The organism is Streptomyces noursei (assembly GCF_001646665.1).
Classification (GTDB): Bacteria; Actinomycetota; Actinomycetes; order Streptomycetales; family Streptomycetaceae; genus Streptomyces; species Streptomyces lavendulocolor.
Map to the genome: position 1 here is coordinate 16,162 of NZ_LWBU01000071.1, position 21,276 is coordinate 37,437.

At 66.9% G+C, this 21,276-nt stretch carries 20 protein-coding genes, 1 tRNA gene and 5 pseudogenes; 12 read left to right on the forward strand and 14 right to left on the reverse strand.

From position 1 onward, the window contains the following. Window positions 1-267 (reverse strand): annotated as a pseudogene (locus A4V12_RS06395) (hypothetical protein); the annotation flags it as partial. A 306-nt stretch (window positions 268-573) separates the two neighbouring features. Between A4V12_RS06395 and A4V12_RS06400 the strand changes: the two are divergent. The 3 genes from A4V12_RS06400 to A4V12_RS06405 all read left to right on the forward strand — a co-directional run bounded on the left by A4V12_RS06400 (window position 574) and on the right by A4V12_RS06405 (window position 2,404). Then, a complete protein-coding gene (locus A4V12_RS06400) occupies window positions 574-1,212 on the forward strand; it encodes a carbonic anhydrase (RefSeq protein WP_064068238.1) in 639 nt (212 codons plus the stop codon). 361 nt (window positions 1,213-1,573) lie between these two features. Continuing rightward, on the forward strand, window positions 1,574-1,750 hold the full coding sequence (locus A4V12_RS37945) for a DUF6207 family protein (protein WP_199831226.1): 177 nt from the start codon (window positions 1,574-1,576) through the stop codon (window positions 1,748-1,750). A gap of 138 nt (window positions 1,751-1,888) precedes the next feature. Next, window positions 1,889-2,404 (forward strand): hypothetical protein, encoded by a 516-nt coding sequence (locus tag A4V12_RS06405; RefSeq protein ID WP_064068239.1) that lies wholly within the window; start codon window positions 1,889-1,891, stop codon window positions 2,402-2,404. Between the two features lie 247 nt (window positions 2,405-2,651). On the opposite strand, the gene A4V12_RS06410 is transcribed toward A4V12_RS06405, so the two are convergent. From A4V12_RS06410 to A4V12_RS34380, 3 genes are read right to left on the reverse strand one after another with little or no spacing between them, the layout of a single operon-like run. Continuing rightward, window positions 2,652-3,485, reverse strand: coding sequence for a hypothetical protein (locus A4V12_RS06410; RefSeq protein ID WP_064068240.1), 834 nt, complete (start codon window positions 3,483-3,485; stop codon window positions 2,652-2,654). Then, complete coding sequence (locus tag A4V12_RS06415) at window positions 3,482-4,387, reverse strand: sigma factor-like helix-turn-helix DNA-binding protein (RefSeq protein ID WP_064068241.1); 906 nt, start codon at window positions 4,385-4,387, stop codon at window positions 3,482-3,484. The genes A4V12_RS06410 and A4V12_RS06415 overlap by 4 nt, the downstream gene beginning before the upstream one ends. Next, window positions 4,384-4,608: a hypothetical protein gene (locus A4V12_RS34380; protein ID WP_079136852.1), complete on the reverse strand. Its 225-nt coding sequence runs from the start codon at window positions 4,606-4,608 to the stop codon at window positions 4,384-4,386. The genes A4V12_RS06415 and A4V12_RS34380 overlap by 4 nt, the downstream gene beginning before the upstream one ends. A 431-nt stretch (window positions 4,609-5,039) precedes the next feature. On the opposite strand from A4V12_RS34380, the pseudogene A4V12_RS34385 reads away from it, so the two are divergent. After that, a pseudogene (locus A4V12_RS34385) lies at window positions 5,040-5,448 on the forward strand (transposase); the annotation flags it as partial. Here the strand turns inward: A4V12_RS34385 and A4V12_RS06430 are convergent. Next, window positions 5,441-5,926, reverse strand: coding sequence for a hypothetical protein (locus A4V12_RS06430; RefSeq protein ID WP_199831227.1), 486 nt, complete (start codon window positions 5,924-5,926; stop codon window positions 5,441-5,443). The pseudogene A4V12_RS34385 and the gene A4V12_RS06430 sit on opposite strands and share 8 nt — an antisense overlap. A gap of 76 nt (window positions 5,927-6,002) precedes the next feature. Between A4V12_RS06430 and A4V12_RS34390 the strand changes: the two are divergent. Further along, window positions 6,003-6,252, forward strand: a pseudogene (locus tag A4V12_RS34390) (transposase); the annotation flags it as partial. Between the two features lie 5 nt (window positions 6,253-6,257). Here the strand turns inward: A4V12_RS34390 and A4V12_RS06435 are convergent. Continuing rightward, window positions 6,258-6,503: a hypothetical protein gene (locus A4V12_RS06435; protein WP_423552433.1), complete on the reverse strand. Its 246-nt coding sequence runs from the start codon at window positions 6,501-6,503 to the stop codon at window positions 6,258-6,260. Between the two features lie 264 nt (window positions 6,504-6,767). Here A4V12_RS06435 and A4V12_RS06440 point away from each other — a divergent pair, with 264 nt between their 5' ends. The 3 genes from A4V12_RS06440 to A4V12_RS06450 all read left to right on the forward strand — a co-directional run bounded on the left by A4V12_RS06440 (window position 6,768) and on the right by A4V12_RS06450 (window position 8,044). Then, on the forward strand, window positions 6,768-6,971 hold the full coding sequence (locus A4V12_RS06440; protein WP_009192932.1) for a cold-shock protein: 204 nt from the start codon (window positions 6,768-6,770) through the stop codon (window positions 6,969-6,971). Between the two features lie 46 nt (window positions 6,972-7,017). Next, window positions 7,018-7,091, forward strand: a tRNA-Met gene (locus A4V12_RS06445). Between the two features lie 491 nt (window positions 7,092-7,582). After that, window positions 7,583-8,044 carry a hypothetical protein gene (locus A4V12_RS06450; RefSeq protein WP_064068245.1) on the forward strand — a complete coding sequence of 154 codons (462 nt, stop codon included), beginning with the start codon at window positions 7,583-7,585 and terminating at the stop codon, window positions 8,042-8,044. Window positions 8,045-8,388: 344 nt separating this feature from the next. On the opposite strand, the gene A4V12_RS06455 is transcribed toward A4V12_RS06450, so the two are convergent. Further along, window positions 8,389-8,697 (reverse strand): hypothetical protein, encoded by a 309-nt coding sequence (locus tag A4V12_RS06455; RefSeq protein ID WP_064068246.1) that lies wholly within the window; start codon window positions 8,695-8,697, stop codon window positions 8,389-8,391. Further along, on the reverse strand, window positions 8,694-9,146 hold the full coding sequence (locus A4V12_RS06460) for a MarR family transcriptional regulator (protein ID WP_064068261.1): 453 nt from the start codon (window positions 9,144-9,146) through the stop codon (window positions 8,694-8,696). The genes A4V12_RS06455 and A4V12_RS06460 overlap by 4 nt, the downstream gene beginning before the upstream one ends. Window positions 9,147-10,330: 1,184 nt before the next feature. On the opposite strand from A4V12_RS06460, the gene A4V12_RS06465 reads away from it, so the two are divergent. Then, on the forward strand, window positions 10,331-10,894 hold the full coding sequence (locus A4V12_RS06465) for a NucA/NucB deoxyribonuclease domain-containing protein (RefSeq protein WP_064068247.1): 564 nt from the start codon (window positions 10,331-10,333) through the stop codon (window positions 10,892-10,894). Between the two features lie 38 nt (window positions 10,895-10,932). On the opposite strand, the gene A4V12_RS06470 is transcribed toward A4V12_RS06465, so the two are convergent. Next, the gene (locus A4V12_RS06470; protein ID WP_064068248.1) at window positions 10,933-11,391 is read right to left on the reverse strand and encodes a hypothetical protein; all 459 of its coding nucleotides are present in this window, start codon (window positions 11,389-11,391) and stop codon (window positions 10,933-10,935) included. A 466-nt stretch (window positions 11,392-11,857) separates the two neighbouring features. Between A4V12_RS06470 and A4V12_RS06475 the strand changes: the two genes are divergently transcribed. Beyond that, the gene (locus A4V12_RS06475) at window positions 11,858-13,369 is read left to right on the forward strand and encodes a hypothetical protein (protein WP_064068249.1); all 1,512 of its coding nucleotides are present in this window, start codon (window positions 11,858-11,860) and stop codon (window positions 13,367-13,369) included. Here A4V12_RS06475 and A4V12_RS06480 read toward each other — a convergent pair. The 4 genes and pseudogenes from A4V12_RS06480 to A4V12_RS06505 all read right to left on the reverse strand — a co-directional run. Continuing rightward, window positions 13,366-14,002: pseudogene (locus tag A4V12_RS06480) on the reverse strand (IS5 family transposase); the annotation flags it as partial. The gene A4V12_RS06475 and the pseudogene A4V12_RS06480 sit on opposite strands and share 4 nt — an antisense overlap. A 104-nt stretch (window positions 14,003-14,106) precedes the next feature. Then, complete coding sequence (locus A4V12_RS06490; RefSeq protein ID WP_064068250.1) at window positions 14,107-14,637, reverse strand: hypothetical protein; 531 nt, start codon at window positions 14,635-14,637, stop codon at window positions 14,107-14,109. 131 nt (window positions 14,638-14,768) lie between these two features. Next, on the reverse strand, window positions 14,769-15,788 hold the full coding sequence (locus A4V12_RS06495) for a NucA/NucB deoxyribonuclease domain-containing protein (RefSeq protein WP_079136854.1): 1,020 nt from the start codon (window positions 15,786-15,788) through the stop codon (window positions 14,769-14,771). 741 nt (window positions 15,789-16,529) lie between these two features. Beyond that, window positions 16,530-17,080 (reverse strand): annotated as a pseudogene (locus A4V12_RS06505) (transposase); the annotation flags it as partial. A 15-nt stretch (window positions 17,081-17,095) separates the two neighbouring features. On the opposite strand from A4V12_RS06505, the gene A4V12_RS37955 reads away from it, so the two are divergent. After that, window positions 17,096-17,263, forward strand: a complete 168-nt coding sequence (locus A4V12_RS37955) for a DUF3885 domain-containing protein (RefSeq protein ID WP_199831229.1) — start codon at window positions 17,096-17,098, stop codon at window positions 17,261-17,263. Window positions 17,264-17,434: 171 nt separating this feature from the next. Here A4V12_RS37955 and A4V12_RS06510 read toward each other — a convergent pair whose 3' ends face one another. After that, complete coding sequence (locus tag A4V12_RS06510; RefSeq protein ID WP_079136855.1) at window positions 17,435-18,229, reverse strand: AfsR/SARP family transcriptional regulator; 795 nt, start codon at window positions 18,227-18,229, stop codon at window positions 17,435-17,437. Between the two features lie 258 nt (window positions 18,230-18,487). Here A4V12_RS06510 and A4V12_RS06515 point away from each other — a divergent pair, with 258 nt between their 5' ends. Beyond that, window positions 18,488-20,908 carry a S8 family serine peptidase gene (locus A4V12_RS06515; protein WP_064068254.1) on the forward strand — a complete coding sequence of 807 codons (2,421 nt, stop codon included), beginning with the start codon at window positions 18,488-18,490 and terminating at the stop codon, window positions 20,906-20,908. Window positions 20,909-21,276 lie beyond the last annotated feature (368 nt).

Here is a 21,276-nt window from a genome sequence, read left to right on the forward strand (position 1 = left end):
GTCCTTCGACGAGCCGTGGTCCTTCTTGTCCCAGTCGTCACCACTGACGGAGGCGAGCAGACCCCCACCGGTGTGCACGCCACCCCTCGGCTTGTCGTGCTTCCAGCCCTCGTGCCTGCCCTCGTCCTTCTTGGACCCGTGGTCGCTGCTGTAGGAGTGGTCGTCCTTGTCCCGGTCGCTGGAGATGGAGGCGTAGGAGCTGGGGGCCGCGATGGCGAGTGCAGCCGTGGCGGTGGCTATGGCGAGGAGAGTGCGAGCAGAGCGCATGAAAGGGATCCTTTCGTCGCAGCCTGCGTCAGCCGACATGTTGTCGGCTTGTGGTGGCCGCAGCAGCGACGTGGTTACCCTCAGCCAGGTAGATGCGGCCCACCACTGGAGCTGGTATACGGGTGAAGACCCGTCTAGCGAATGGGTGAATGACGCGGCCGGAGCACCCCAGCCTCGTCGAGGCCGCCCGGCGTGATGGCGCGCCGCGCGATGGGCCGGGTTGCGCCCGCCGGATACAGCCGCACCACCCGCGCCCCGGCGGGACCAGGCGGTGCGGTAGCCGGTGCCGCCTCGTACGCTGCCGCCATGTCTGAGATCCACACCCCGACGCCCCGTGACGCCTTCGACCTGCTCATGGCCGGCAACCAGCGCTTCGTCGCCGGTACCGCCGAGCATCCGAACCAGGACGCCGCCCGCCGCAGCGAGACCGCACCGTCCCAGCAACCGTTCGCTGTGCTGTTCGGCTGCTCCGACTCCCGGCTGGCCGCCGAGATCATCTTCGACCGTGGCCTGGGCGACCTGTTCGTGGTCCGCACCGCCGGACACGTCACCGGCACCGAAGTCCTCGGCTCGATCGAATTCGGCGTAAGCGTCCTGGGCGCACCGCTGGTCGTCGTCCTCGGCCACGACTCATGCGGCGCCGTCGCCGCGGCCCGCTCCGCCCTCAGTAACGGACAGACACCCGGCGGCTTTGTCCGCGACATCGTCGAGCGCGTCACCCCCAGCGTGCTGGCCGCCCGCGCCGCCGGCCGTGAGAGCGCCGAGGAAATCCTCGCCGAGCACATCAAACACACCATGGACCTGCTCCTGGAGCGCTCTCGCGTACTGGCCGACGCGGTGACCGAAGGCCGGACAGCCGTGGTCGGACTGGCCTACCGGCTGGCCGACGGCAGCGCCCAACTCGTAGCCACCCACGGCCTCGACACGACAACCACCACCCCCTGACCCGCCCGGCAGGGTCCTCTCAGGCCAAGGTGCGGGGTCCCGCGGGGCAGGTCACGCCAGGCCGCACCGGTGGACAGCCCCGGGGGGTCTTTCGGGCTGGGCAAGTATCGGCTCCACGGCCGAGCGCCACGCGCCAGGTCCTGCTGGTGGGGAGCCGTGCCGCTCGGGGTTGGCACGGCTCCCTACGCAGGGACGCAGCCGGCCCGGTCCTGTCAGCGAAGCGCAGCCGCCCCCTCCTGTCTACGGCCACGCCCCCCTCCGCGCGACTGGTGCCGAGCGAGTCGGTGGCTTGAGTCCCTCGTACGGGTTGTCTCTCCATGATCGGCGAACCGGCCGGCCGGGCGGACCCGTCGGTCGAGGCATGGAGATCGATCAGCAGCGCGTTGTCGAGCCCGGGCTTGTGGTCCTGGACGTGATGGAGGTGCTTCAGAAGCAGTGGGCGACCTCCGGCATCACGCCGGTGTGGCGTACGCCGGGTGAGCCCGGCGTGAGGGCGCGCGTGTATGCCGACATACGTCGTCCGGGCACTGCGCGTTAGCGGGTCGGGCGCCGCTCGTACCGCGGTGAGCAGTTCCGATCATCCTTCCGGGTTTCCACATCGGCGAAGTTCGTTGGGTGCGATGATCGCGCCCGTCCGGATGCCACCGCCATCCCTCATATTGCAGAAAGGTCCTTGGTGAGCCGTACCGTACGCACCATCGCACTCGCTTCCGCCGCGCTCGCGCTCGTAGCCCTGGCCACGCCGAGCCAGGCCGCCTCCACCACTGGCGCCCTGATGCTCACGCACGTGCGGCCCAACGCCGCCGGCGCTGACACCCGCGGCGGCACGCAGCTGAATCTCAACGGCGAGTACTTCGTCATCAAGAACGTCACCGCGCGGACGGTGAACACCGGCGGCTACGTCCCCGACAGCACCACCAACACCTACGGACGTGCCCTGCCCTCCTACAACCTGCCGGCCGGAGCAAGGGCGTACGTGCACACCGGCAGCGGTCGCCACTACCGCGACAGCAGCGGCGTCCACCACGTCTACCGCGGTTACGCCCGCCATGTCTTGCTGAACACCAGCACCGTCAAGAACCCGGACCTGCGGCTGAAGAAGCCTGGCAGCCTGGACAACAATACGAGCGCGGGCAGCATCTCCAGCTGCAACTGGAACACGGCCGCCGACGGCACCACCTACAGCTGCTGACGCTGTCACCGGCCTGCGGGCCGCAGTCTGCCCGCGGGAGCCGACAACACCGACACAGCGGCGGCGACCCCCAGTACAGCCGGAGGCATGGCCAGGACCCCGGGGGCCGTGGCTCAGGGGCGGCCGCGGCTTGAGCCGGAAGTGATCCGGCCGACGGGCAGCGCGAGCCAACCAGTCAGTCGGCATTCACGGGTTCCAAGATCGAAGTCGCACGACTTGTGCAACTTCGATCTTGGAACTGCGGCGGTCAGAGGTTGGTCTGGGGGGCGGGGTGCAACTGGTCGGGGTGGCGCAATGTACGGCGTCTCGCCGCGGCGATCGCTGAGGTCTTACGTGGCGAGCGGGCTGGCAGTGGGGACGTCGTTCTGGAGCCGGGCGGACGGTGGGGTGTGTGGGTGGTCAGGGCGCGGATGTGGTCGGTGAAGTCGGGGTCGGGCAGGGGCAGCTCGACGTCGTCGTCAACGTAGCTGACGGCTGCGGAGACGTAGTCGATGACGGCTTCTACGGCGTGCGTCTCGTTCTTCGCCTGGTCGGTGTGGATCTTGAGGGCTTTCAGCACGCGAAGGGTGGTGGGGAGGCTTGCGTCGGCGGCGATGTTGCGTGCTGGGTCGACGAACCGCGCTGGGGGATCTTCGTCAGGAGTCGGTGTCTGGGGTGCCGGGGTGGCTTGCTGCTGCCACCAGGTGGCTTGGTTCTGCTCGCCGAGGGCGAGGTGGTGCAGGTAGAGGCAGTAGGAGGCGGCGGTGTCCCCGGCGCCGGCTGCGTATTGCCACCAGAAGCGGGCGGAGTCCTCGGCGTCGGTGAGTTGGAGGATGCAGCCGAGGACGCGGGCGCCGAAGGGCTCGGTGAGGAAGTCGCCCAGGGCAATGACGGCCGCGTCGTCGCTGACGACCGTCTGACACAGCGCGGTTAGGTCGTCGGCAGCCGCGCGACGGTCAGCCTCGCCCGGCATCACGCGTGCAGCGGCGGCAGTCGCCTGCGGTGGGATGAAGGGCCTGCTGGTGTGGGTGATGTCCAGCGGCACGTAGGGCCGGTCGACAAGGCGGGCGCGTGCGAGGAGTTCGTCGATGGGCGAGGTCACCGGGGTGTCCCTCCTTGATGGTGCTGGGGATAGAGCAAAGCGTTGAGGCTGCGTCTGGCGTGACGGGCCGTGGAGCGTACTGCCGCGAGGGAGATGCCCATTTCGTCGGCGATCTGTGTGTCGGTCAGGCCGCGCAGGTGCTTGAGGACGGTGACGTCCAGCTGCCGGGGTGGCAGATGGCTGATGGCCCTGAAGAGGGTCATGGATTCGGTGATCTGATGCATCGGGTGGGGGCTGGTCTTCAGGGCGAGCGTGTCGAAGGCTGCCTCGATGAGGGTGGGCCGGCCGTTGTCCTTGGGGGCCCGTTCCAGGACCGTCTCGCGCAGCAGCTCCCAGGCGTACCGCTCGAGCCGTTCGCTACCCAAGGCATCGGGCCACAGCAGCAACAGCAGCGTGAAGACGTCCCTCACCGCCTTCTCCGCGGTGACGGGGCTGCGGAGGAAGGCCAGTGCGTAGGCGGTGTAGTGGTCCTGGTGCATCTCGCGGAAGGCGTAGTAGTCCAGGGGTACGGCGGCGGAGTCGGCCAGGGTGGAGTCTCCGCTCTGGGCGAGGCATGCGGTGATCCAGGCGGTGCGCTTGTTCGCCTCGCGGGCCGCCTGGACCCACTGCAGTCGCACGACCTCGTAACTCATACCGGACCAGTCCAGGCCCGTCATCACGTCACGTGTGAAGGACCAGCGCGGGTAGCGGCCTGCGGCCCGCAGGAGTTCCGAGAGCTTCGACTTGGGCCAGCCGGTGCGCTGATGCAGCTCGACCAGTGTCATGCCACTGGCGTGGAATGCCTCGCGCAGCGGCTGGAGCCAGGCCCGGTGGGCAGGTCCGGTGCCGGGCAGGATCGGGCCGAGCCGGCGGCCTGGCTTGCCACGCGGAGGAACGCCCTGGGGTGCGGGAGGGGTCGTCATCCGGGCCACTCCCGCTCTCGCTTCTCGCCGGGGAACGGCGCGGGAGGAGGTGCGGGGGCGGATGTGGCGGTGGAGTGCACGATGTGCTGCACGCCGAGGGCCACCGAGGGGATGAGTGCGGTGATCGCTGCGACGGGCTGCTCCGCCGCGATCATCACCACGCTTAATGCGAAGATCACCATGAGTGCCACCACCGTGATGATCACTTTGCCGTGCTTCATACGTGTCCTCAGCCTCTTGCGCTGCTGTCTGTCCGGAAGGCCCGCAGCGTTTGCTGACGCCATGTGAGCGAGCCGGGACAAGCATGGAGTCAGCAGCCGACGACAGGCGCACGAAATCAAGAACCGGGAACATTCCGCTCCGCCGGTGCACGCTGAACCGCGGCAGGGGCGCGCGTTGTGCCTCGTGCGCCGTGGCGCACAACCCCTGGCGGAAAGCCCCAGTCAGCGGAATGTTCCCCGTTTTGCTTGCGCCGTCGGGCGCCGCCCCCTTCCAATGGAGGGCAGTAGGTGCCTCGGCGCCGATATGCCTTTCTGTCCGGAAGGCCCCACCGCCCCCCTTGTTGCTGCGAGGGGGGCGCTTCCATCATGGCGGGGGGCCCGCGCCAGGGTCATCCGCAGGCCAGTAAGACATCGGGCGGATTGAGGAACTCCTGGAGGCCCACCCTCTTTCCAGAGTTGTGACCTCGATGCCGGGCCTCGGCGTCAGGACCGGAGCCAGGACCTGGGTCGAGGTCGGCGACGGCAGCACCTTCCCCACCGCCGGCCACCTCGCCGCCTACGCCGGTCTAGCCCCGGCCACTCGCAGCTCGGGCTCCTCGATGCGCGGCGAACAACCGTCCAGGAGAGGGAACAAGCAGCTCAAACGGGCCTTCTTCCTCTCTGCCTTCGCAGCCCTGGGCGACTCCGCGTCCCGGGGCCTACTACGACAAGAAGATGGCCCAGGGCAAGCACCACACCCAGGCCCTGCTCTGCCTCGCCAGACGCCGGGCCGACGTGCTGTTCACCATGCTCCGCGACGGCACCTGCTACGAACCGCAGCCGTCGGCCGCAGTCACCTGACCTGCGGGTCTGCAAGGAGAACGACTCGATCGGTCTCGACATCGAAGCCGAGCACCGGATGGCCGCCGTCGCCTTCCGGGTCCATCAGCAGCGGCTTGCCCAGTCGCCGTCCGATCTCCCGGAGGAAGCCGCAGAGCACATCGAGTCGATCCTGACCCTGTAACTCCCGCACGTCGACATCGAAGTCGACTTCGTCATCGGCATGGAAACGGAAGATCGCCAGCACATCGGCAGACGGCCAGACCCGCAGCTCAGGGCACTCGGCATCCGCCGGGCGGGACAGCACGGCCTCTGCCCGAGGCACCGGAAGCGCCATGTCTCCCTCGGAGTACTGGCACTCCCAGCCCTTCTCCGCGATCAAGTCGAGGACCGACTGCCAGTCCTCCACCAAGGCATCCGGGACACGCACGTCCGGCAGCAACCCGACCAGGTCCAGGTCGAAGAAGCACTTCACTTCATCCCACAGCAGATCGGCCACGGCGCCATGCTGCCCCGGCATGCCGACCCATCGCACCCCGCTTTCCTTGACCAAAGACATAGGGGCACCCCTCGCGACCCGGAGCTCGGGCTCTTCAATCCGCGACGAACAGCCCTCTCGGAGGGGAACAAGCAGCTCAAACGGGCCTTCTTCCCCTCCGCGTTCGCCGCCCTGGGCGACCCCGCGTCCCGGGCCTACTACGACAAGAAGATCGCGCAAGGCAAGCACCACGCACAGGCTCTGCTCTGCCTGGCCAGGCGTCGGCCGACGTCCTGTTCACCATGCTCCGCGACGGAACCTTCTCCCAGCCCGCCGCAGTCAGCTGAGGAACTCAGACCGCTCGATCAGTCCTCCGGCCGCAGCCTTTGACGAGCGGTCTCAGCCGCTGGTCATAGTCGGATGCGAACAGCTCGGGAAGCGCCTTGTCGAGCGTTCCGGCGATCCGATGGATCGGCGCCCAGACCGCCGGATCGTCGACAACGCGACTGAGGTCGGTCATCTGGAGCTTCTCCAGCCAGTGCGACAGCACCAGTGCCTCGTCACTCGTGAGCTTGATCGTGACCTGGCTATCACCCATGCACATGCACACCCCTACGGCTCGGATCCCCCTCGACCGCACGAACCTACTGGCCTTGGACCTTGACCAAACACATAGGGCCCCCGGCACACCACGCCCCACCCGCTCAGCATCCTGCCCGGGACCGCACCCCGACCAGACCAGGCCCGACTCATGGACGGATGATCGTATGACGGAGCCCTGGCCGGGGTAGAACGGACACCGGGCATCTTCCCCCAGCAGAAGACCCCCACTATTCACCCCGGCAAGATCGAAGGACGCAGTATGGCCAGCGGCACCGTGAAGTGGTTCAACTCCGAGAAGGGCTTCGGCTTCATCGCCCAGGACGGCGGCGGACCGGATGTTTTCGCCCACTACTCCAACATCTCCGGCAACGGATACCGCGAACTGGTCGAGGGTGAGCCGGTCACGTTCGACGTCACCCAGGGCCAGAAGGGCCCCCAGGCGGAGAACATCGTCCGCGGCTGACGTCTCCCGCTGGCCCCCGGAGCCCCGTGTAGAGTGGCAACATCGACGCGGGGTGGAGCAGCTCGGTAGCTCGCTGGGCTCATAACCCAGAGGTCGCAGGTTCAAATCCTGTCCCCGCTACAAAAGTTAGGGGCCCGGCACCAGCCGGGCCCCTAACGCGTGTATCCGACCGCGTGTGGACTGGCCGTCGAGGGCGGTGTCCAGGCCAGGCCGTGCGAAAGGCAGCGACGACCAGGGCCGGGTATCCGCGCGATGGCGGCCGGAAAACCACCCGATCACCGCGGCCGGAGGGCCCCCCGCCCCGGCCGCCGGGCCGGGGGCGTCGCGCTTCCTGGAGGGCTAGCGTGCCGATCTAGAAGGCCACGCCCCACCTCACCACCGATCTTCACCGCCTCACCGGCGGCGCGGCCGGTTACGCCGGGCCCTGGGCGCCGCCTTCGTTGGAGGCTGCGCGCCGGCCGAACGTCCCGCCGGGGGCAACATCACGGGGTGCGCGGCGCGCAGAACAACGTCTGACAGATCGGCGGCGGGTGAGCGCCTCGGTGGTCAGAGCGGGATGCGATCCGACCCCACCGGGTTAGGGTGCTGATCACTATGCGAGGGGAGCCGACGTGCCCGACAGACCGCGGCTGGAGGAAGCCCTCGGCTTCCTGCGGGCCGAACTGGCGACCGGGCAGTCGGAAGTGACCGAGTGGACCACTCGGAATGCATGGCTCGCCTTCGTATGTTTCGGGCGGAAGCGCTTTGATACTGCGCCCACATCCGACTCTGACGGGTTGCTCTTTCAGTACGGCACGTACGCCTTCAGCGGGCGACCGATGTTCACTGTGGACCTCACGCGGCAGTTCGACGTCACTGACGACGACGGCGAACATCACCACTACGTGCAGGTTCACTGCGAACTCCGCTACGAGCCCGAAGCCGATCTGGATGCTATGGGAAGCTTCGGCTCCTGGTTCTTCCACGACACCGATGCGCACCTCGAGGAGTGGTTCGCCGTCATGGAGGGGCATCTCGCGCTGGTGCTTGACCGCAGGCCCTCCGAGATCGAGCTGTACGAGGGGCCGGTATAGCTGTCTCTGCGGTGCGACGCTGCAGGCTTTGCCATGCGAGACAGGACGCGCTTGCGCGGGTCGATTCGGCGCGGCCAACCATGTGGGGCTTGAGCATCTTGGTCCGGTTGACGCGACCTTCGAGGACGTCTGAGCTCGGGGCAGCGCCAGGCCGCGTGTGGCCCTCCAGTACGTGCAGCCCACTCGTGGACGGGCCCAGGAGGCACGCGTCGATGAAGATCGGCGAGCGCAGCCACGTCCCGTACTCTCCGGGGAACCGCTCATGTACGTGAGGTCAATGAGTACCGATCCAAGGATCGGTACTCATTGACCTCACGTACATGAGTTCTGACTACCGAAGCGGTTCAGGCGCGACGCAGGGGGACGACAACGTCCTCGCCGGTGCTCTTCGCGCTCAGCCGGTAGTAGCTGATGTGGGCAAGCCGCTCGGACTCCTCCAGCCATCCGGCTTCCACGACCTGGCGCCGTGTCCGGGAGAAGACGGTCGGGGACATGCCGACGAGCTGGGCCAGGTTGGCGCCCGTCTCGATGACGGCGCCGGCGCGGTCGGTGGGGTGCATCGCATAGAGCATGACGACCAGGCGCTGGTTGGCGGTCATGCCGGCGGTGCGGTGGAGGACGTCAAGGAGCTTCCGCTTGTCGTCGTTGTTCACTGGGCCTCCCACCGCGAAGGGATCGTGTTGTCGAAGCCGGGGATGTCCGGCGGGTTGCACGTCTTGATCGCTTCCCGTTGCTCGACCCCCGTCCCATGAAAAGCAATGTACGGGCTGATCCGGTAGAGCCTGTAGTTGCCGATGCGTCCACGCTCGATCAGGATGCGCCGCTTGAGCAGTTTCCGATTGATCTTGCCTACGGCATCTGCGGTCATACCGACCTTCTTGGCGATGTCGGCGCCCGTCGCCCTCAGCGGCGCCATGCCCTGAGGGGAGACTCCGATCCACCACAGCACCAGGTACTTCTGACTTGGAGTGAATTCCTTGCTCTCAGTGATCGCTGCCACTCTGGCCTTGTCGACTTGGATGTGCTCCCCGGAGAAGGCATAGGGCGCATATGGGATGGCCTCGCCCGTGTCGGCATCAACCAGTCTGCGTACTGCTCCCAACAGGCCCTCCATCGCTGGCATTGCCTCAACGTTCATGAGCGGCGGCCCTCAGGCCGACTAGATGAACTTAACGTACATGAGCACAGAGTTCATGAACTCCGCCTCCAGGGCGTGTCGCTCAACCCGGCATCGATCCACCGCTCCGGTCATCCGCTCAGACACAGCGCTAACTCATGAACGTCAGGTCAATCTGGTCAGACCCTGCAGCCGTGGTCACAGTTCTTGAGACATCGACACTCGGGCCCTAAGAACCGCCTGCCCCGCTCTTAGGAACGTGGTCCAGGATGCTGAGGACTGGGTGCCAGATCTCAGGAGCGTGATGCCGCAGGGTGTTTTTGCAGGTCAGAGCGCTCTTGATGCTGGCGCTCTCTTTAGCAGTAGGACAGGCTGTCATCGCCACAGCTCCGCGTACACACCGTGTCCCACAGCGCCATCGCGCGAAGCAGCGCTCAGGCCCTACTGCCGAGCGTTCGCGTCCGGGCCGTCTGCCCACAGGTCGACGAAAGGTCTCGGGCACCTTCCCCACCTCAGCCGACGAAAGCACGCCACGACGCGGCCGCAGCCGACGAAATACCCGCCACGTATGCCTCCGTCAGCCCATGCCCACCCCCGCCACGCTGATCCACAAAGCCCGTAACAAGCCGCAGCCGCCGGATCCCCGCAGTCCCCGTCGGTGCACCGGAGGCCCCTAGGGCCGAGGATGTACCGACCCGTAGGCGTCGAGAGCCGCACTTGCCACAAGGCTTCTGCTCACCTGGCCTGCCGAGCGGCGGCCGACGGGCACAGGCCTCAACAGCAGTAGCTCCAAAGGCTCGAGGGGCGGCGGTGCGGCCGGCCGATGACTCCGCGACAGCGGCGGCACGACGGCCAGCGCCGAGGCCAGGGCCAGGACCCGCGGCGGCGGCCAGGAGGGAAGCCCCGAGGGGCACGACGACGGCAGGCACGGGCAGGACGGCACCTGCGTGCCCAGTGTGGCGTGCTGCGGCCCGGCCCGGCCCGGCCCGGCGACGGCACGGCGCCACGACGGAAACCTGCGGAGCAAACACGCGGGACATTCACTACACACACTCTGCGCTACGCCCCCCGGTCAGGGCAGCGGCGCCGGCGCGGGAGACGTCATCGCGGCCGTCTACCAGCCCGAAATCGTCAACACGCTGCCTCCGGGCTGGGTGGGGCCGAGCCCGGTGACGAGCAAGCCGTTCATGTTCGCGCCCAGGTGGGACGCCGCCTCCTATCTGCGGAACTCGACGGGAGCAGGCAACCCGGCGAACAAGGGCGGCGCAGCGTTCAGCATGATCGCCACCCTTGAGTACAGCTCGAAGGCCGGTGCGCCGGAGAAGGCAGTGGCCGATCACATCAAGCAGGCGTTCACTAACCCAAAAGCGACGAAGCCGCTGAACGCACACAAGAACGTACCGGGTGACAACGTCAACGAGCCTCTGCACCGCCTGTACTTGGATCAGAAGCGGCGGGACCGCAACCGTGCAGTCTCGGTCCGCGAGTGCACACGTGCCTGGGGCGCGAGCTACACCGCCGGTGGCAAGGAATGCGACGAGTTCCCCTTCGCCACCACCTATGAGGGCTCCGCCGCATCCGAGTTCGACGTGCACGTCGACAAGGAGGATTTCTCCGTCCTGCCGGTACCCGGCGCACAGAACGGCGGGGCAGGGAACCTGCTGAGCGGCTTCTACACCGCCAACCGGATCATCGACGGTCCGGATGACGGATTCATAGTCAAGATCAACTAACGGGGTGTGTGGCCGGCGCGCCGGGCGCCGGCCACACGTCAGGCCTTCGGCCAGAAGTCGATCACGTACTTCTCCACCCCGTACGCGACGCCTTCTGTCTGCGTCACCCTCGCAACCTCGTCCCGGCCCGTGCAGCAGACACGGACCCGCCACCACCCCGGGCTGCCCAGCCGAATCAGGTGATCCGACCGGCCCAGCGTCATCGTCCAAACCGCGATATCCCCCGTGGTCGTCTCGAAGTCGACCTCACCCTGCTCGTCCCATGGCCCCTCTGCCACCGGCGGCTCGGATGCCCACACCCTCACCTTCACGCCGGCGGTGTGGATGTGGCCAGCGCTGAACAGGTCGAAGCGGCGCTCGTGTTCCTGGAGGAACACCCCCCACTCGAGGTTGTCTCCAAATGGCACAGGAACCACGTTGTCGTCAGACTCCTGGAACCCGAAGCCCCGGAACGCGACTTCGACGTCCAGGACCTCCTCACGCAGCAGCTCAGACATGGTGCCTCTCCTCCCCTGGAGTCTCTTCACGGGCCTATCTGCGTGCATGAGTACATGGGGAGACGGAGTCGCCCCCTTAGATCCCGCCATACCCGCCCTACACCGTGCCGGCCACGGCCGCGACTCGTCCGCGGTGGCGAGCTGGGCGACCGCTGCGCTCGGTGAACAGAGCGCCGGCGGGGTGGTGTGGCCGTAGGCGGGGAGCCGACGCTGGCGACGGCTTCTAACAGGGAGCGGCGGGGCGAACGCCGACACCGCGACAACGGACTTTGACCGCCACCGGCAAACACCACGGCTAAACCCTGCTCTGCCTCCTCGGACACAGGGCCGCCGGGCTCTTCGCCATGCAGCGCGGCGAGGCGGGGAGCTTGGTGAGGGAGGTAAAGGCGCGGGCTTAGAACTCCTAACGGAATGAACCGGTGACCCGCTTGGCGCGCCTGAGTGAGTAGATCATTACTCTGCATGGGTGCTGTCCTATGACGAGATGACCCCGCCGGAGCGCGAGCTGTGGGACGCCTTCCCTGAGGGGCGTCGCGTTGACCTGCGCACAGGAGTACCCGACGCGGACGCTCTCGCTGCGGGTGACCGGTGGGGCCCCGACCGTACTGTCCGCGCGGCCGTCGTGGCGACGCTGTTGCTCGGCGCGAACGAAGACCGGTCTGGCACCGTAGCCGCCTTGCGACTCACCGGCGCGCGTATCACCGGTCGTCTCGACCTGTCCGGAGCGGAGATCTGTCACACGTTCTTGCTGCAGGGCTGTCGGCTGGACGAGGCGGTGCAACTGCACGGTGCGACGACCCGGACGATCGAGATATCGGACAGCTGGGTGCCGGGGATCAACGCCGAGCTCGCCCGAATCGAGGGTGACCTGGACCTGAGGCGGTCGACTCTCGAAGGCGGCTCCCTCAAACTCGTCAACGCTCGTATAGCCGGGAATCTGGTGATCTCGGATGCCAGGATCTCGGGCCAAGAAGAGTGGGCAGTGCGCGCGGGCGGCCTCGTCCTGGATGGCGGCGTCTTCGGCCAGCGGCTCACCACGCAAGGCGGACTGCGGCTGCCCGGCGCACAGCTGCTCAGCGGCCTGTTCCTGCAAGGCGCACGGCTGGGGAACACCGCGGGCGTCGCCCTTGCCGCAGGAAGTATGGCCGCTTCGACGGTGGACTGCTCCCAGGGGTTCACCGCGCAAGGAGGCGTACTGCTGCGAAGGGCCCGAATAGAAGGCCTGCTGACCTTCGAAGGAGCCCATCTGAACGGGGATGGCGTAGCCCTGGACTGCGTATCCATGCACGTGGGCGACTTCGACTACAGAACCGCAGCACCGCTCTCAGGACTGGTGGATCTCCGGTCCGCCCAGGCCACCTGGTGTCAGGACAGCGAGCAGAGCTGGCCGAAGAAGGTGCTCCTGGAAGGGTTCACCTACGGCTCCATCCGATTCGGGGACGCCCCGTCCGCGGCAGGCGACGACGCACCGCCTGCGAGGGACGACGTGGCCCGTCGCCTGGCCTGGGTCCGCCGGAATCCTGGCTATGTCCCGCAGCCGTACGAGCAACTCGCGGGCTGGTACCGGCAAATCGGCCATGACAATGACGCCCGCCGCGTGCTCCTGGCCAAGCAGCGCCACCGGCGTCTCACCCTGTCCCCGCCAGCCCGGGTATGGGGGCACCTGCTGGACGTGACCGTGGGCTATGGCTATCGGCCCTGGCTGGCTGGCGTCTGGCTCCTCGCGCTGACCCTACTGGGCACGCTGGCCTTTAGCACTCACTCTCCCAGCCCGGTCAAACGAGACGAAGGCAGCCCGTTCCAGCCCCTCATCTACACGCTCGACCTTTTGATCCCCCTCGGTGGTCTGGGTCAGCGCACGGGGTGGTATTGGCCGAACAGCAGCCTCCAGTGGCTGGCCTACCTGCTGATCGCCTTCGGCTGGATGCTGACGACCGCCATCATCGCCGGTATCACCCGCACCCTGCAGAAAAACTAGTGAGCAATAGTTGAGTTCAGCCGTCGCCAGCAGATCAGTGCGCATCCGAGGGTGAGGAAGGCTTCGTGGATGTCGTCGCGGATCTCCCAGCGGACCCGCAGGCGGCGGAACCAGTGCAGATGGGCGAACGCGCGCTCCACGACCCAGCGTTGGGTGCCGAGTCCGGAGCCGTGCTCGGTGCCCCGGCGGGCGATCAGTGGCTTCACGCCGAGACCCCAGACCAGGCGGCGGTACTTGTCGTGGTCATAGCCGCGGTCGGCCAGCACCACGTCCGGGCGGCGCCGGGGCCGGCCGCGCTTGCCCCCGCACGGCGGCACGGCCTGAAGGAGCGGGATCAGCTGGGTGACATCGTCGCGGTTGCCGCCGGTCAAGGTGACGGCGAGCGGGATACCGGTGGCGTCGGTGATCAGGTGGTGCTTGCTGCCCGTCCTACCCCGGTCGACAGGGCTTCGTCCTGTCTTGGAGCCCCCTTTAACCCCGGATGTGGGAGCCGTCGACCGCCGCACGGGAGAAGTCCAGAACGTTCGCACTGCGGAGCTCGGCAAGGAGGAGCGCGTGCAGCCGAGGCCACACCCCGGCCTTGGTCCACTCGACCAGACGGCACCAGGAGGTCATGCCCGAGCCGAAGCCGAGTTCCTGGGACGATCAAGGATGCCAGCCCCGCTCGCCGAAGAGGTTGCGCAGCTGCTGCTCGGTGGACCCCTCCCCCGGGCTCGACATGTCCTGTGGTTCGTTGCTCAGTTCTCGCTTGCTCGGGAGCGTACGCCGGTGGTGTCGGTCGTTTTGTAGCAGGTCACCTGGGCACGGGGGGCGGGCCAGATTTGAATGTGGTGCTGCTCGAGGGGGGTGCCGTCCGGGTGGGTGGGCTGGTCGCCCGCGGCGGAGGCTGCGTCGCGTCCGCGGGCGTGGAAGCGGAAGCGCCACCACTGCTCGCCCTCGGTTTCGGGCAGGTTCAATTGGTCCAGGTCGCCGGTGATGAGGCTGCCCAGCAGGGGGCCGTCGCCGGTGAAGTGCATGCTGACTTCGGCGACTTCGTCCCAGGCGGTCACATCCACGCTGTCCGGGGCGCTGGTGCGAATCTCGACGGTGGTGTCGACAGCGCCCCAGGAGGTCCCGGTCATCACGTTGACCTGGTTTCCCTCGGTGTTGGCCCAAAGGAAGCCGTTGCTGGCCGGGGCGGAGTCATCGGGCTCTTCGGCGTCGGTGTCGGTGACGACGTACAGATTGTGGGTGACTTCGAGCCGCAGGGAATGCTCTCGGTTCGGCATGGCAGTTCTCCCGACGTGGGATGTGGGCCGCCCCGGCCCGGGAGGCCGGGGACGGGCGCCGTACGGGGCGGTCCCCGGGCGATCGCCCGGGGACCGCATCATGACAGTGTGCTTCGAGGAGGGGGAACTGGTCAGACCTTGACCCAGAAGCCGTCGCCGTGGAGGATTCGCTCCTTCTTGTGGAAGGTCTGGATGCGGCCTCCCTGTTTGCGCTGTTCGTCGATCGGGACCCATGCGGTGCCGCGGCTGTTCGCCGGCACGTTGACGCCTCCTTCCAAGGTGGAGGCGAAGGGGTATTCGTCACAGCTCAGGCCGGGGCTGGGCGGGCGCTGGCTGCTCGGGCATACGGCGTTGCGGTTGGCCTGGATTTTGGTCTCCCTGGCCTCCCGTCGGATCACCGCGCCTCCCGGGGCGCCGAGCTTGCGTCCGCGGGACTGGACGTTTTTGATGTTCTGGGAGATGCCGGGCAGGCTCTGCATGGTGGTCATGGTGGAGGTGAAGCTCGGGAACACGCATCCCGGGCTGAGAGTGCGGGCGGTGTTGGCCCGGTTCCAGAAGGTGTCGTCGCACCGGAACTTGAGGCTGCTGTAGTTGATGACTCCCGGGGTGAATCCGGGTTTGGTGAACGTGAAGGTGTACTTCGCGGCCGTCGCGTCGTGCTTGTTCTTCTGCACGCTGCTGGTGTACCCGACGCTGCCGTTGATCGCCGAAGAGCCGAGTGTGCGGCCGACGGGGAAGCTGGAAGTGGCCTTGCACTTACCCGCGCACGAGACCGCGAGACTGGCGCGGATGCCGCTGGCGTTGACCAGGGTGGCCTTGCTGATCGATGTGGCCTCCGACCACTTGAGCTTCTTGTGCTGCAGGGTCATGCGGTTGGTGATCTTGAACTTGGCGTTGCCGACCGGCCGGCCGTTGCGCAGCAGTGTCACCGTGGCGTCGGCCACCGCGCAGGCCTCGAAGCGGTTGTAGACGACGCGGTTGATCTGACACGAGACGGCTCGCGCGGAGGGCCCGGTGGGTGCGGCGATCTTGACGCTGATCGAGAGCTCATCCGGCGGCGTCGGCTGAGCCGCCTGCGCGGGCACCATCAGTGTGCCGGTGATGGCGAGTGCCGCGGCACCCACTCCCCCGATGTTCTGCACTGACTTCATTGCTGCAAGTCCCCCAACTCCTGCCGCACCCCTGGCAAGCCCCGTGCTTCCTGGGCCGTGGCAGGGCACCCGACGCTACGACCGTTTCCGCGCCCGTATAACCCGACCTGCCCTGCATGACCGGATCCTGGGGACAACTTGACCAAATCCACTCGGGACCCCACGAACACCTCGTGAATGTGAGCGGCGGGGCCAGGTCTGTGTGAGGTGAGCGTGCGCCTCCTTCATTGGGGCGGACGACGCATTCCAACGGCGCGTGCTGGCCGTCTTTCTGTAGGAGCGTTTGTCTTGGCGGAGGTGTTAGCAAGCCCGTCGAGGATGATGGCGGGGTGTTGGTCAGAGTAGAGACAGTGCAGCCGGCCCGGTCGGGGCCCATCTTCGTCCGAGTGCACTCGGCAGTGGGCACTGCTGTGGTGCTCTGGCAGGGGGCGCCTCAGGCGGTGGGGCGAGAGCACCACGTCGAGTGGACCGCGAATGAGGACATCGTCTGGACGGAGAACGCCTGGCCGAGCACTGATGAAACGCCTGGGTTGCGGGAAGACGGTGACCGCATCGTCTTGCGTGGCCAGCTGAGTCTCGACGAGGACGGAGGGGGGCCCTGGACGTGGGCGGCTCGGTGATCCTGTTCGATCTTGCCAACTCACCTCTGCCTGATGGTGTCGACGGGTCGTGGGTCGAGGTCCACGTGGCACCGGGCAATGTCACGGTCTGGCCCTACGAGGTCTGACTGTCGGTGGGCGGTCAGGTGTCGCGCCAGTTTGGGGTGGACTCGGTGCTGAGTCGGCAGCTTCTCAAGTCGATCATTGCCCACTCGGTCATGGCGTCTGAGCGGTGCGGGTAAGTTTCGTAGTCGCGGGCGAGACGTCGGTGATGCATCAGCCGGTCGAAGATCCGCTCAACTGCCCAGCGCCGCGGGATCACCTGGCAGCCTGCTGGGTCTGTGCGAAGGACTTCGACTTCGATGCCCAGGCGGGAGCCCTGGTCGCTGACTTTGGTGGGGTAGCCGGTATCGGCCCAGGGTTTGGTGACGTGCGGGTGTGCCCGCGAGATCTGTGAGAGCACCCGGATGCCGCCGGCGTTGTCGGAGATGCTCGCGGCCGTGACCACTACCGCCAGGACGAGACCGAGGGTGTCGACGCCGATGTGGCGTTTGCAGTCTGCGATTTTCCGCCCGCGTCGATGCCTTGGGTGGCGGCAGGGGCGTTGGCGGAGGTCTTGACGCTCTGGGCGTCCGGCACACACGCGTTTGGCCCGGCGTCTCGGCCCTCGGCCTCACGGACCAGGCGGCGTACTGGCACCGCCTGCTGGTGGAGGGCGATCCTGACCCGGAGTTCCGCTCCTACTGCCACCTCTTCGTCGTCCGCCGGCCTTGGCGATATGGCTGCCTCGACGAGCTGCTCCGTGACATCGCTGACGACAAGGTGGCGGGGGTCCTCATCACCGACACGCAGGTGCGAGGCATCCACCATCGCTAACGGCGGTGTCGATGTCTTCCTCGTTACGTCCGGGGAACGGGATTGGATGGGCGGTGGGCATGCCGACTGGCTTTCATCGTCGCGTCTTTGACGGGTCGGGTCACCACCGCGGCCTGAGGCCCTGATGGTGCTTGCCCAGGGCCAGGGCACGGCTCTCTTAACTGCCTGTCTTCACGCCGGTGTGCGGGAACGGGCTCCTGAGCGGGTTCTGGCCTGTGCCACTGCTGTCGGCGGACTGAGGTTGGCTGTCGGAGGAACGGGGATCCCCAGGCCCTGCACGATGTCCATCATCTGTGGTGAGGGAAACACCCCAAGTTCCCGCTGCAGGAGCGCCTGGTACTCCTGGTATGTCTTCACGGCGCAGGCGTGGTTGCCCTCAGCGATGTGCACCTCGATGAGGATCCGGTGTGCAGTCTCGCGAATAGGGTCGATGGCGGTGGCGACAAGAGCGGCTTCGAGCGCTGCGAGGTACTGCTGTTCGTCGTGCATTCGCTGCGCCAGGCTTTCCAGGGCGTGCACGCGCATCTGGTCCCACCGTTCGCGTCCCAGGGTCAGCCAGTCGTCTGTCCAGCACGGCAAGAGCTCACGGCCTAGTGCGCCAACGATGACGTCGGGTGCTGCGGGCAGCGGCGAGGCTTGCTCAGCCAGGGTGCGGGCCTGAGCCCATGTCTCATGCAGGTCGACCCCCACAGTGCGGGCCAGATGTAGGCGCGGCCCTGCTATCTCGATCACCGCTGCTGTACGTGCTCGTCTGGCCTGGCAAAGAGCCGAGCGGAGATTCGCGCTGGCTCGAGAGGGGTCGCAGTCCGGCCATAGCTGTTCGGCGGCAACGGTTCGGTGCATTCCATCGCTTTGCAGGGCCAGGAAAGCCAACAGTCGCTGCGCGGCCAGCGGCAAGGTGACCCGACCACCGTCATAGATGAAGTCGAAACCACTCAGCAGCTTGAGAACGGCTTTCGCAGACACAACCCCACTGTGCAATGACCAAGTGCATATCGCATGCGCATGTGATTTGAGCGTGGAGTCGGATACTGCGGCGGGCAGCCGCTGGCCTAAGCAAGCAAAGGGTTGTCTACCAGTAGAAACGCTTGGAAGGCATCTCAGCAACGCTTCCGCAACGCCTTCGAGCGGTAGGGCAACGTTGGGCCAACGTGCTTGCCCGAGTGTCAGACGTGTGGGTTTCCCGAGGGAAGCCACCGGCCAGGTGATCCGAAAGAAGGCGCCATGGAGATCCGCTCGGTACTCAGGGACGTGGCAGTCCCCCAGGAGGATCTCCTCGGAACCCCCGAGGTGTGCGTCGCCGTGCTCGACGGGCCGGTCGACCTTACGCACCCGTGCTTCCAGGGCGCCGACGTTACGCAAATCGACACGCTTGTCCGCGAGCCCGCCGGACAGGGGCCCATGTCGCTGCATGGCACGCATGTGGCCAGCTTGCTCTTCGGCCAGCAGAACAGTCCGGTGACAGGCATGCTCCCACGGTGCCGCGGGCTGAGCCTGCCGGTGTTCCGTGACCTGAGCCCGGATCGCGTTCCGCAAGTAGATCTTGCACGGGCCATAGAGCGCGCCGTGCAGGAGGGAGCGCACGTCATCAACATCAGCGGCGGTGAGCGCACAGCCGATGGGCAGGCGGATCACCTGCTGGCCCACACCTTGCAGCGCTGCGAGGAACTCGGTGTCCTCGTCGTCTCGGCGGTGGGCAACGACGGATGCGACTGCCTGGAGGTACCCGCTGCTGTGCCGAGCGTGTTGTCCGTAGGTGCGACATCCGCCGCGGGGGCACCTCTTGAATTCAACAACTGGGGCGCGGTCTACCGGCGCAACGGCGTCCTGGCGCCCGGGGAGGACATCGACGGCGCCGTCCCCGGCGGCGGCCACCGACTGATGACGGGAAGCAGTTTCGCCACGCCAGCAGTCTCAGGCGTAGCCGGCCTGCTGGTGTCAGCGCAGGTCCGATCGGGTCGCGAGGCGAATCCGAAGGACGTGGGGCGACTGATCTTGCAGACGGCCACTCCCCCGGCGTGTCTGCCTGACGAGACCGCCGAGTGCCGCCGATACCTGGGCGGGCATCTCAACGCAGCTCTTGCCCATCAGTCGATCGCCGCCCACCACACGCCGACGGCACGCGAAGAAGCAGCTCAGAGAGACCAAACGCCTCTAAGCGCACCACAGCAGCTGCCTCAGCTCGCTACTGCGGGCGTCCAGCCCTCACAGGGGGCAACCCATGTCACCACGAGCCAGAAAGCCACCTCCATGGAAACCACAGGCCCTCCCGCCGCACCGTCACAGGAACTCGGTGCTCCTGCGGAGATCGCAAGCCCGTCGCCGCAACAGGGGTCCATACCGTCAGACGGCCTGCGCCCGTCCTGTACGTGCGACGGATGTGCAGGCAACACCACACCACACGGGGCCGCACCGTCGGCAAACAACGAGCAGCCGCAGCTTGAGCAGCACGACGATGCGGCCATCGTCGACGAACTCCGTCAGGCTTCGTTCCACGCCGCCGCCGCGCCTCCCGGCCGTGGCACGACGTCAGGGGCAGTTCCCGCGGCCCCCACCGTGGCGGCCGAACCACCGGTGCCGACCGGAGGCGTTCGCCCCGCGTGCTCAGCGACCCAGTACGGCCCGCGCCCCTTGGTGTATGTCATCGGCACCATCAACTACGACTTCGGAACCGAGGCACGTCGTGACTCCTTCCGGCAGGAGATGCCGGACGTCGAAGTGCCCGGCCCTGACGGCCCGAATGTCTACCCGGCCAACGTGTACGACCCGGGGCAGATGCGCGACTACTTGTCCGCGGCTCCCTGGGAGTGCAGCAAGCTGCACTTCACTCTCGAGATTGACAAGATGCCGGCCTACGTCCTCGAAGCCGAGCCCGCGGTGGGCATGGAATGGGGAGGCCCCGTGCCCCCCACGCCGGACGAGTCGGATGCCACGTACAGGCAGCCGCGCATGCCCGGAGCGCCTCCAGAGCCGCCCCCTTCGCTGTCCGACCATTGGTACCCCCCGGTCTCGCACGTCTACAAGGTCCTGCGCGACGCAGTCTGGGGACAGTCCCGGCCTCGGCAGGAAATCGACGAGTACGTCTCACGGGTCTCCATCCCAGGGGTGCTGACCGACCGCACCGCACGGCTGTTCAACGGGATGACACTGCCCGTGCTGGAAGTACAGAGCCGTGGCATAGCAACCTGGAACGAGGCCAAGCTGGTGCACACGGTGACTGACAACGTCCTCAAGGACGCCAAGAAGCGCGACGTCAGGATCGACAAGCTCAACCTCGAAAAGACCATCCGCGCGCTCTTCGACAAGCTGTACAACCAGTTCCGCAACCTCGGACAGACCTCTGCGGACAGGGCACTGAACTACGCCGGCACCAACGCCTACCAGTTCGGCAGCGACATCATGCAGGGGCTGCTGTCAGCCAAGCATGTTCCCGGACCGGAAGACCGCCTGTACGCGCTGGACCGCATCACCGTCTCCAAGAGCCCGTTCAGCCGCCCCAACTCGGACTGCCAGGACGTCTACATCAGCTTCATAGACCCGGAGAACGACCAAAGAGCCAGGGTCACCTACGTCTACACCATCGACGTCAGCGACCTCCCGGGCGTGAGCCTGGTGCCGACTCGGACGTTCCTCGGTGAGATGTAGCACCGCTCGGCCTCCTCACGCCAATGCGAAAGAAGCTCGTGATGAACGGCAAAGACAAGCACCCCAGCATGGCACTGCCACTGCAGGCACGCCCGGTGAACCGAGAGTCCACCCCCGGGGTGGCCTCAGGCGCGCAGACGGGCCCAGGTGTAGAAGCAGCAGCTCGCTGTAGCCAGATGAAGGGCCTGGCCCGGCAGATGTGCTACGCGTCCAAAGGCACCTACGTGTGAGTCGGTCATGGACTCGTCACCGACGCCACATGCAAGAGAGCCGCCGCTGCCTGGTACGCCCTCGGATGAACCAGGGGAGACCCCAGCCCTCCAGTATCCGACGAAAGGATGACCACGATGCACAAGCAGACCGAACAG

What these genes read in the sequence shown, in the direction of transcription:
- A4V12_RS06435 (WP_423552433.1), bottom strand. Translation starts at nt 6,503, where the DNA reads ATGGGTGATAGCCAGGTCACGATCAAGCTCACGAGTGACGAGGCACTG.
- A4V12_RS06515 (WP_064068254.1), top strand. Translation starts at nt 18,488, where the DNA reads ATGGAGATCCGCTCGGTACTCAGGGACGTGGCAGTCCCCCAGGAGGAT.
- A4V12_RS06415 (WP_064068241.1), bottom strand. Translation starts at nt 4,387, where the DNA reads ATGACGACCCCTCCCGCACCCCAGGGCGTTCCTCCGCGTGGCAAGCCA.
- A4V12_RS06440 (WP_009192932.1), top strand. Translation starts at nt 6,768, where the DNA reads ATGGCCAGCGGCACCGTGAAGTGGTTCAACTCCGAGAAGGGCTTCGGC.
- A4V12_RS06490 (WP_064068250.1), bottom strand. Translation starts at nt 14,637, where the DNA reads ATGCCGAACCGAGAGCATTCCCTGCGGCTCGAAGTCACCCACAATCTG.
- A4V12_RS06495 (WP_079136854.1), bottom strand. Translation starts at nt 15,788, where the DNA reads ATGAAGTCAGTGCAGAACATCGGGGGAGTGGGTGCCGCGGCACTCGCC.
- A4V12_RS06400 (WP_064068238.1), top strand. Translation starts at nt 574, where the DNA reads ATGTCTGAGATCCACACCCCGACGCCCCGTGACGCCTTCGACCTGCTC.
- A4V12_RS37945 (WP_199831226.1), top strand. Translation starts at nt 1,574, where the DNA reads ATGGAGATCGATCAGCAGCGCGTTGTCGAGCCCGGGCTTGTGGTCCTG.
- A4V12_RS34380 (WP_079136852.1), bottom strand. Translation starts at nt 4,608, where the DNA reads ATGAAGCACGGCAAAGTGATCATCACGGTGGTGGCACTCATGGTGATC.
- A4V12_RS06470 (WP_064068248.1), bottom strand. Translation starts at nt 11,391, where the DNA reads ATGTCTGAGCTGCTGCGTGAGGAGGTCCTGGACGTCGAAGTCGCGTTC.